This window comes from Streptomyces sp. NPDC026417, from assembly GCF_055567695.1.
In genome coordinates this window covers 272,970-282,900 of sequence record NZ_JBVHPY010000011.1, presented here as the reverse complement: position 1 = coordinate 282,900, position 9,931 = coordinate 272,970, and the positions used below count along the sequence as shown (strand labels likewise).

Genomic DNA, 9,931 nt, shown 5'->3' with positions numbered 1-9,931 from the left:
TTCTCCCCCCCCCCCCCTCTCCCCCCCCCCCGCCCCCCCCCCCCCCCCCCCCCCCCCCCCCCCCCCCCCCCCGGCACAGGCGTTACGGACGCAGCGCGGGCTCGCGCTCGACGTCCCGCTTGTCCAGCCGGGCGTCGAACTTCGCCAGCGGCTTCGCCGCCGACGGGTTCTCCTGGACGGCCGCCGAGGCGACACCCGCCCAGGCCAGGATGCGGGCGGTGGCGAGCGCCTTCTGCTCGGGAACGAGTCCCGCGACGTTGGCGCCGTGGTTCAGCCCCGGGGCCGTCATGACGTACGCGTCACGCGCACCCGAGCCGAGACGGAAGCGCTCGGCGCCCCACGGGTCGTTCTGGCCGTAGACGAACAGCATGTGGTGCGCGTTGTGCCGCACCCAGGTGTCGACGTCGCGCATCGCCCACGGCTGGAACGTCATCGGGATGTCGCGCGGCACGAAGTTCCGCGGGGGCTGGTACCCGTAGCGGATGAACTTCTTCTCGATGGCCGGGAAGTGGATCGTGGGCGCTCCGAGCTGCGTACCGGCCTGGTAGTAGTACGGCGTGTACGTGGTCAGGCCCTGGTCGGTGTAGGCGGAGAAGCCGGAGATCGTGTCGACGGAGGTCCAGATCTCGTCGTCCGTGGCGTGCGCCGCGTCGGCCGGGATGTCGTCGCAGTCGGAGAGCAGGCTGTACTGCCAGAAGCCCCAGACGTAGTCGAGGACGACCGCCTCGTACGCCCGGTCCAGGCTGCCGATGGTGGTGAAGGTGTACCCCTCCGAGGCGGCCAGCTCCGCGTACTTCTTCTCCAGCGGCTCGCGGCGGACGAGCGCCTCGCGCTGCACCGCGTTCAGCCGGTCGCGGCACTCCTTGGTGCCCACGGTCGCGAAGAAGCGGTCGTACGCGGAGTCCTCGTGGTTCACCACGTCGTTCGGGGCGACGTAGGCGACGACCCCGTCCATGTCGCGCGGGTAGAAGCGCTCGTAGTAGGTGGCGGTCATGCCGCCCTTGGAACCGCCCGTGGACAGCCACTTCTTGCCGTAGAGGGGCTTGAGGGCCTTGAAGATGCGGTGCTGGTCACTGGCCGCCTGCCAGATGTCGAGCTTGCTCCAGTCCGCCGGCGCGGGCCGGGACGGGGTGAAGTAGCGGTACTCCATCGAGACCTGGTTGCCGTCGACGATCTGGGTCGGCTCACGGCGGCTGGGGTTCGTGGAGACGTTGTAGCCGCCGGTGTAGAAGACCGTCGGACGCGAGACGTCCTTGTGCAGCACGGTGATGCGCTGCTGGAACGTGCCCTTGGACGGGTTCCGGTGGTCGACGGGCTGGGTGTAGTTCAGGACGAAGAAGCGGTACCCGGTGTACGGCTTCTCCTCGATCAGACTCATGCCCGGTATCGCGAGCAGCTGGTCCTTGATGTCGGTACTGGTGGTACCGGCGGTGCCGGTGGCCTCCGGCTGGGCGGCGGTGGCCGCCCCGGCCGTGCTCAACGTGCCGATGAGCACCGTGAGCGCCAGCAGCCATCTGAGCGCCTTGCGCATGCACCCTCCCCTGGGAAATACGCGGATGTCCGCCGGAACCTAGCGGAGCAACACCCGGTACACCAGGGGATGTTGAGGGCACCTGCCGGATCTGTCCCGTATCCGACCCTATCGGCCCACGCATCGGGCCGGGACGGGAGCCGCAGGGGTGGGTGCGCGGTTCAGCAGAGGATCCAGCCGGAACTCACCGAGCCGGCACCGACGGCGCCCTTGACCCAGACGCAACGGCGTCCGGCGTGCACGGTCACCGGGCCGGCGTGGTGCGTGTAGCGCCCCCGGTCGACGACGGGGCGGCTGCCGCGCGCCTGCACGCTCACCGACATCGACTTGCGGGCGCCGCGCTTTCCGGGGAACGTCACCGCGCACACGTACCCGCCGCGCTTGTACACGTGCACGGAACCGGTGGAGAAGGGCAGCGTGCGGACCTTGCGCCCCGAGCAGTAGGAGGCGGCCTCCGCGCTGCCCGGGACGGCGAGGGCGAGCATTCCGGACGCGGCCAGCACGGCCGTCCCGAGCGCCAGCCGTCGGCGTATCGCACCACTGTCCACTGTCGTCCCTCCCGCCGCAATCAGCGTACTGGTGTACGGACGCAGGACGTACGTCGGATGGTTGCGCGAGTGCCGCGGCGCTGCGGGACGACCGGATCAGGCGGTGGAGCGGACGGGTTCCCCGGACTCGGGCGCCCCCACGAAGGTGCGCCACAGTTCGGCGTACCGCCCGTTCAGCCGGAGGAGTTCCTCGTGGGTGCCGTCCTCGGCGACCCGGCCGTGGTCCATGACGACGACCCGGTCGGCGCGGGCCGCCGTGGTCAGCCGGTGTGCCACGACCAGGGTGGTCCGGCGGCCGGCGATCCGGTCGGTCGCCTGGTTGACCATGGCCTCGGTGGCCAGGTCCAGCGCCGCGGTGGCCTCGTCGAGGAGCAGGACGTCGGGGTCGACGAGTTCGGCGCGGGCCAGCGCGATCAGCTGGCGCTGCCCGGCCGACAGGTTGCGTCCGCGCTCGGCGACCTCGTGCAGATAGCCGCCGTCGAGGGTGGCGATCATGTCGTGGGCGCCGACGGCACGGGCCGCGGCCTCGACCTCGGCGTCGGTGGCGTCGGGGCGGCCGTAGGCGATGGCGTCACGGACCGTGCCCTGGAAGAGGTACGCCTCCTGCGGGACGACACCGAGCCGGTGGCGGTAGGAGGTGAGGTCGAGATCGCGCAGATCGGTTCCGTCCACCGTGACCCGCCCGCCCGTCGGGTCGTAGAAGCGGGCCACCAGCTTCACGAGGGTCGACTTGCCCGCGCCGGTCTCCCCGACGAAGGCGACGGTCTGCCCGGCGGGGACGGCCAGCGTGACACCGCTCAGCGCCTCCTCGGCGTCCCCGTAGGCGAAGTCGACGTCCTCGAAGGCGATCTCCCCGCGCAGGGACAGCACTTCGAGCGGCTCGGCGGCACTCTTCGTCGACGTCGGCTCGCGGAGCAGCTCCTGGATGCGGCCGAGCGAGACGGTGGCCTGCTGGTAGCCGTCGAAGACCTGGGAGAGCTGCTGCACGGGCGCGAAGAACAGGTCGATGTAGAGAAGGTAGGCGACCAGCGCACCGGTCGTCAGCGTGCCGGCGTCCACCCGGTGCGCGCCCACGACCAGGACGGCCGCCGCGGCCACCGAGGACAGCAGCTGCACGAACGGGAAGTACACGGAGATCAGCAGCTGGCCGCGGATGCGCGCCCGGCGGTAGCTGTCGCTGCGCTCGGCGAACCGCGTGCGGCCGGCCTCCTCGCGCCGGAAGGCCTGGAGGATCCGCAGCCCGGAGACGGACTCCTGAAGGTCGGCGTTGACCACCGACACGCGCTCGCGGGCGAGTTCGTACGCCTTCACGCTGGCCCGGCGGAAGAAGAAGGTGCCGATGACCAGCGGGGGCAGGGTCGCGAAGACGACCAGCGCCAGCTGCACGTCGATCACCAGCAGCGCGCCCATGATGCCGAAGAAGGTGACGACGGAGACGAAGGCGGTGACGAGGCCCGTCTGCAGGAAAGTGGACAGCGCGTCCACGTCCGTCGTCATCCGGGTCATGATGCGGCCGGTCAGCTCCCGCTCGTAGTAGTCGAGACCGAGCCGCTGGAGCTGCGCGAAGATCTTCAGCCGGAGCGAGTAGAGGACCCGCTCGCCGGTGCGCCCGGTCATCCGGGTCTCGCCGATCTGCGCCGCCCACTGCACGAGCACGCTGAGCAGGGCGAGCGCGGCGGCCGTCCACACGGCGCCGCGGGCGAGCTGCGAGACACCCTGGTCGATGCCGTGCCGGATCAGCACCGGCAGCAGCAGGCCCATGCCCGCGTCGAGGGCGACCAGCGCGAGACTCACCAGCAGCGGCAGCCCGAAGCCGCGCAGCAGCCTGCGCAGCCCGTAGGAGTCCTCGGGGGTGACCGCGTGCGCCTCGTCGATGCCGGGGGTGTCGGTGGCCGGGGGCAGCGCCTCGACCTGGGAGAGCAGTTCGGGGGTGGCCGGCATCCCCGCGATCGCGTCGTCCTTCGGTTCGCGGTCGCCGGTCCACAGGTGCGGGGTGACGCCGCGCTCGGCGTCGAACTCGGCGTCGAGTTCGTCCCGTACCGAGGTGTCCTCCTGCACCGGGGCGGGCCCGGCGTGGCCGGGCGAGACGCCGCCGAGCTCGTCCGGGTCGGTGAGCAGCTGCCGGTACAGGGCCGAGCGCTTCTGGAGCTCCTCGTGCGTGCCGAGGTCGGCGAGCCGTCCCTCGTGGAGCACGGCGATGCGGTCGGCGAGGTTCAGGGTGGAGCGGCGGTGGGCGATGAGCAGGGTGGTGCGGCCGCGCATGACGTGCGCGAGGGCCTCGTGGATCTCGTGCTCGACCCGGGCGTCCACGGCGGAGGTGGCGTCGTCGAGGACGAGCAGCCGGGGGTCGGTGAGCAGGGCGCGGGCCAGGGCCATCCGCTGGCGCTGGCCGCCGGAGAGGGTCAGTCCGTGCTCGCCGACGGCGGTGTCGTACCCGTCGGGCAGCTCGGCGATGAAACGGTCCGCCTGGGCCGCGCGGGCGGCGGTCTCGACCTCCTCCTGGGTGGCGTCGGGACGGCCGTAGGCGATGTTGGCGCGGACGGTGTCGGAGAAGAGGAAGGAGTCCTCGGGGACCAGTCCGATCGCGGCGCGCAGCGACTCCTGCGTCAGCTCGCGGACGTCGTGGCCGCCGACGAGGACGGCGCCGTGCGTCACGTCGTAGAAGCGCGGCAGGAGCAGCGAGACGGTGGACTTGCCCGAGCCCGAGGAGCCGACGACCGCGAGGGTCTCACCGGGGCGGATCTCGAAGGAGAGGCCGTCGAGGACGGGGCGGCCGCCCTCGTAGCCGAAGGAGACGTCGTCGAACTCGACGGTGGCGGGCGCGTCGGCCGGCAGGGTCTTCGTGCCGTCCTGGATGGCCGGTTCGGTGTCGATCAGTTCGAGGACGCGCTCGGCGCCCGCCCGGGCCTGCTGTCCGACGGTGAGGACCACGGCGAGCATCCGCACGGGGCCGACGAGCTGCGCGAGGTAGGAGGAGAAGGCGACGAAGGTGCCGAGGGTGATCTGCCCGCGCACCGCGAGCCAGCCGCCGAGCGCGAGCATCGCGACCTGGCCGAGGGCGGGTACGGCCTGCAGGGCCGGGGTGTACTTCGCGTTGAGCCTGATGGTGCGCAGCCGGCCGGCGAAGAGGCGGCGTCCCACCTCCCGCAGCTTGCCGGTCTCCTGGTCCTCCTGCCCGAAGCCCTTGACCACCCGGACGCCGCTGACGGCGCCGTCGACCACGCCCGCGACGGCGGCGGCCTGGGCCTGCGCGTACCAGGTGGCGGGGTGCAGCCGGGTGCGGCTGCGCCGGGCGATGAACCACAGGGCGGGGGCGACGGCGAGCGCGACGCCGGTGAGCGGCAGGGACAGGGCGGCCATGATCCCGAGCGAGATCAGGAAGAGCAGGATGTTGCCGATGGTCATCGGCAGCATGAAGAGCAGCCCCTGGATCAGCTGGAGGTCGCTGGTGGCGCGGCCGACCACCTGCCCGGTGGACAGCTCGTCCTGGCGCCTGCCGTCGAGCCGGGTGATCGTGCCGTACATGTCGGTGCGCAGGTCGTGCTGGACGTGGAGGGCGAGCCGCCCTCCGTAGTAGCGGCGGATGTACGTCATCACGTAGACGAGGACGGCGGCGCCGACGAGGGCGCCCGCCCAGGGAGCCATGTCCTTGGTGTGGTCGCCCACGACGTCGTCGATGATCACCTTGGTGACGAGCGGCACCAGCGCCATGACGGCCATGCCGCCCAGGGAGGAGCCGAGCGCGAGCACGACGTCCTTGGGGTAGCGCCACGCGTACCCGGCCAGTCGCCGCACCCAGCCGGGTTCGCCCGCCCCGCCCTGTTCCGCTGCCACGCAGATGCCTTCCCTAGATCCGGTTCCACCGGAAAGCACCAACACGGATCGGAGCGGATTTCATCCCTCCGCAACATTCGCCGCCCGGACGGCCCCGCGGGAGGTCGGCGCCGGTCGGCGCGCCCGCCGGTGTCCGCCCCGGCCGGGCCGCGACCGCGACCGCCGGGCGCCGGGCGCCGGCCGCCGGCCGGGACGCGCCTTCCGGGATCAGCCGCCGGCCGGGACCGCCGGGAAGGCCTCCCGCGGCGTGGCGGTCGGCGTGTAGCGCTGGGCGCTGGTGGCGGTCGGCACCAGGTCCTTGTGGATGGCCTTGGCCACCCCCTGGATGGTGGCGACGCCGTAGTTCATGGTGCTGTTGCCGTGGGTGAGCACGGAGATCGTGTAGTCGCGGCCCGCGCCGTCGAACGTGCCCACACTGTGCACCCGCCAGCCGTGGGTGGACCGCGACAGCCAGCCGTTCTTGACGTGCACCGCGACCGAGGAGGGCGCGCCGGCCGGGGTGCCCCAGCGCTGCGAGGAGACGACCCTGCCCATGAGCTTCAGGACATAGGCGCGGGAGTTGTCGCTCAGCACGGAGTTCTTGGCGGTGAGCAGCGCGAGCAGCTTCTGTTCGTCGCGCACGGTGATCTGGGTCAGGCCCCAGTAGCCGTCGGCGCCCGGCTTGGTCTGGGTCATGCCGGCCGCGGTGAGGAAGCCCTTGATCTTCGTGGTGCCGAGCTGGCGCCACAGGGTGCTGGTGGCCGCGTTGTCCGACTGGGTGATCATCGCCGTGGCGAGGTCGGTCTCGCGCTGCGTGAGGTAGCGGTTGTGCTTCTTGGCGTCCCACAGCAGCGTGGCGAGCACGGTCACCTTGACGACGCTGGCGGAGTCGAAGGCGCTGGTACTGCGCAGCGTGCAGGTGGTGTTGGTGGTGCGGTCGCGCAGCCCGACGGCGACGGTGCCCGCGCGGCCGGCCAGTGCGGCCGTGATGTCGCGCTGGAGTTTCTCGGCGAGGCCCGCCCGGTCGGACGTGCACGTGACCTGCGGTGCGGTCGCGGAGGCCGGCGCCGCCGCCGCGGTGAGCGGCACGAGCACGCCGACGCCGAGGCCGGCCGCGAGCACGCGGGCACGCCCGGATATCCGGTGAGTCATGAAGGTTTCCCATCCCCTGAGGCGATACGAGTGCGCCCCCTGCACACTCGCCCCTCTTGACCAGGCGGGGACGGGAAAAGTTGTACGAGCCCCGGCCCAGGTTTCAGCCGTCCGCGGCGGTGGTGTCCCGGGCGTCCGGGGACCTGCCCGGTTCCGACACGGAACGGACACACCTCGTTCACCCCATGAAACGCATGTCCATGTCACGCTCCCGATTGACCGCTCAATCAACCCGCGTAGAACGGATGCCCCCACATGCCCGCCACGCACATACGCCGCTGGAAGACGCTGGCGCTGTCCACCTCCGCCGTGCTCGTGGCGCTCACCGTGCCGACGGTGACCGCCTCCCCCGCGAGCGCCACGACGACCGCGTACGACACCACCTATTACAAGAACGCGGTCGGCAAGACCGGTTCGGGCCTGAAGTCCTCGCTGCACACCATCATCAGCAGCCAGAGCAAGATCTCGTACTCGGCGGTCTGGAACGCGCTCAAGGTCACCGACCAGGACCCGAACAACAGCAGCAACGTGATCCTGCTGTACAGCGGCGTCTCCCGCAGCAAGTCCCTCAACGGCGGCGACACCGGCGACTGGAACCGCGAGCACACGTGGGCCAAGTCCCACGGCGACTTCGGCGAGGTGACCGGCCCCGGCACGGACCTGCACCACCTGCGTCCGGCGGACGTGCAGGTCAACAGCATCCGCGGCAACAAGGACTTCGACAACGGCGGCAGCACGGTCAGCGGCGGTGGCGGCAGCCTCACCGACTCCGACTCCTTCGAGCCGCGCGACGCGGACAAGGGCGACGTGGCCCGCATGATCCTCTACATGGCCGTGCGCTACGACGGCGGCGACGGCTTCGCCGACCTCGAACCCAACGAGAGCGTCAACAACGGCAGCAACCCCTACATCGGCAAGCTCGCCGTGCTCAAGCAGTGGAACGACGAGGACCCGCCGAGCGCCTTCGAGGAGAAGCGCAACCAGGTCATCTACGACACCTACCAGCACAACCGCAACCCGTTCATCGACCACCCGGAGTGGGTGGAAGCGATCTGGTAGTCCCGGTAGCCGCCTGAACTCACAGCGTTACAAAGGGAGTTCACGTGCCGTCCGGTGTCCGCGGCCACCGGACGGTGACCATTCCATGACATCGGGGCGTACAACCAGTGACGCCCCGCCCGAGTCGCACTCCGTGGACGCGTCGACCACCGCGTCCGAGTGGAACGACGAAAGGCACTCGATGTCCCGAGCACGACGCAGGACCCGCTCCGCGCGACTGACCGCTCCCCTGGCCGCCGCCGCGCTGCTGGCCGGCGGGATCGGCACCTGGGCCCTCACCGGCGCCTCCGCGCATGCGGCCGCCGGAACGGCGGACGCCCGGGACGACTTCAACGGGGACGGCTACGCCGACCTCGTGGTCGGCGCTCCGGCCGCGACGGTGTCGAGCCAGGCCAAGGCGGGCTACGTGGCCGTCATGTACGGCTCCGCGAGCGGCCTCTCCGCCTCGCACAAGAAGATCGTCAGCCGCTCCACCAGCGGGGTCCCCGGCGCCGCCACCGCCAACCAGCGCTTCGGCACGACCTTCACCAAGGGCGACCTGGACAAGGACGGCTTCAGCGACCTGCTGATATCCGGCGGCACGGCCGGCTCGGTGATCCTGTGGGGTTCCTCCTCCGGCCTCACCGGCGGCACCGCCCTCACCGGCTACGGAGCCGCCCCCCAGGCCGGCGACTTCGACGGCGACGGCACCACCGACCTCGCCCTGTTCGCCGCGCAGTCCGTCGGCGGCGACGACCCCGTCGGCGCCCCAGCCGCCCTGTGGAAGGGACCGGTCTCCCGCACCGGCACGCCGGCCGCCGTCCTGAACATCCTCGACAAGTCCGCGTGGTGGGGCTACGACGAGGACGACGCCTCGTGCGCCACCGGCGGCGGCTGCGAGGAGGACGGCGACTCGATCACGGGTCCCGTCGTCTCGGGCCAGGTCGGCGACATCAACGGCGACGGCAGGGACGACCTCGTCCAGTGGCGGTACGAGGGTGACGGTGTCTGGGGCAACCGCCTGCTGTACGGCGGCACTTCGGGCTTCCTCAAGGGCCGGGCACCCGGCGAGGACACCAGCCGCGAGGGCGTGGGCACCGGCATCGGGGACGTCGACCACGACGGCTACGACGACGTCGTGGTCGGCAGCGACGGCTGGAACGGCAAGGCCCGCATCGCCTTCGGCTCGGCCTCCGGCCTCTCCGAGACGCGCGTGCAGACCTTCGACCAGGACCTGCCCGGCTTCCCCGGCGTCGAGGAGGAGGGCGACGGGCTCGGTACCTCCGTCTCGGTCGCCGACGTCACCGGCGACGGCTACGCGGACATCGCGCTCGGCATCGCGGGCGAGGACGTCACGGACATCGCCGACGCCGGCTCGGTCGCGCTGGTCCACGGCGGTCCGGACGGCGTCACGGGCGCGGGCACCCAGGTCTTCCACCAGGACACCGCGGGCGTCCCCGGCGTCGCCGAGAAGGACGACCGGTTCGGCGTGAGCACCGCGCTCCTGGACGTCGACGGCAACGGCCGCCGGGACCTCGCCGCCGCCTCCACGGCCGAGAACGCCTCGGCCGGCGCGGTCTGGGTGCTGCGCGGCACCACGACCGGGCTCACCACCACGTCCGCCCTCGCGTTCGGCCCGAACACGATCTCGGCTCCCTACACCAACGCCCTGTTCGGCTCGGCCCTGCGCTGACGGCACCCGGACACGGGAAAGCGGCGGGGGGGGTGTCGCACACCCCCCGGCGCTTTTTCGTTCCCGCGGGGTTCGCCCCGGTGCGTCGGCGCGAACACCCCCCACACCACCAGGGGGAGGAACAACCAAGGAACAGGCGTCGCGAGGGGCTTCTCC

At 71.6% G+C, this 9,931-nt stretch carries 6 protein-coding genes; 2 read left to right on the top strand and 4 right to left on the bottom strand.

Annotated features, from left to right (window positions below):
• Positions 1-82: 82 nt before the first annotated feature.
• The 4 genes from ACZ4NT_RS19850 to ACZ4NT_RS19835 all read right to left on the bottom strand — a co-directional run bounded on the left by ACZ4NT_RS19850 (position 83) and on the right by ACZ4NT_RS19835 (position 7,044).
• On the bottom strand, positions 83-1,531 hold the full coding sequence (locus ACZ4NT_RS19850) for a S28 family serine protease (protein WP_121402925.1): 1,449 nt from the start codon (positions 1,529-1,531) through the stop codon (positions 83-85).
• Positions 1,532-1,692: 161 nt separating this feature from the next.
• On the bottom strand, positions 1,693-2,079 hold the full coding sequence (locus ACZ4NT_RS19845) for a hypothetical protein (RefSeq protein WP_121402923.1): 387 nt from the start codon (positions 2,077-2,079) through the stop codon (positions 1,693-1,695).
• 96 nt (positions 2,080-2,175) lie between these two features.
• Entirely contained in the window at positions 2,176-5,913 is a 3,738-nt protein-coding gene (locus tag ACZ4NT_RS19840; RefSeq protein WP_467726577.1) for an ABC transporter ATP-binding protein, read from the bottom strand.
• 207 nt (positions 5,914-6,120) lie between these two features.
• Complete coding sequence (locus tag ACZ4NT_RS19835) at positions 6,121-7,044, bottom strand: serine hydrolase (RefSeq protein WP_467726575.1); 924 nt, start codon at positions 7,042-7,044, stop codon at positions 6,121-6,123.
• Positions 7,045-7,299: 255 nt separating this feature from the next.
• Between ACZ4NT_RS19835 and ACZ4NT_RS19830 the strand changes: the two genes are divergently transcribed.
• Together ACZ4NT_RS19830 and ACZ4NT_RS19825 are read left to right on the top strand one after the other, a co-directional pair.
• The gene (locus ACZ4NT_RS19830; protein ID WP_121402918.1) at positions 7,300-8,103 is read left to right on the top strand and encodes an endonuclease; all 804 of its coding nucleotides are present in this window, start codon (positions 7,300-7,302) and stop codon (positions 8,101-8,103) included.
• Positions 8,104-8,284: 181 nt separating this feature from the next.
• Positions 8,285-9,775: a hypothetical protein gene (locus tag ACZ4NT_RS19825; protein WP_467726591.1), complete on the top strand. Its 1,491-nt coding sequence runs from the start codon at positions 8,285-8,287 to the stop codon at positions 9,773-9,775.
• Positions 9,776-9,931: the final 156 nt, after the last annotated feature.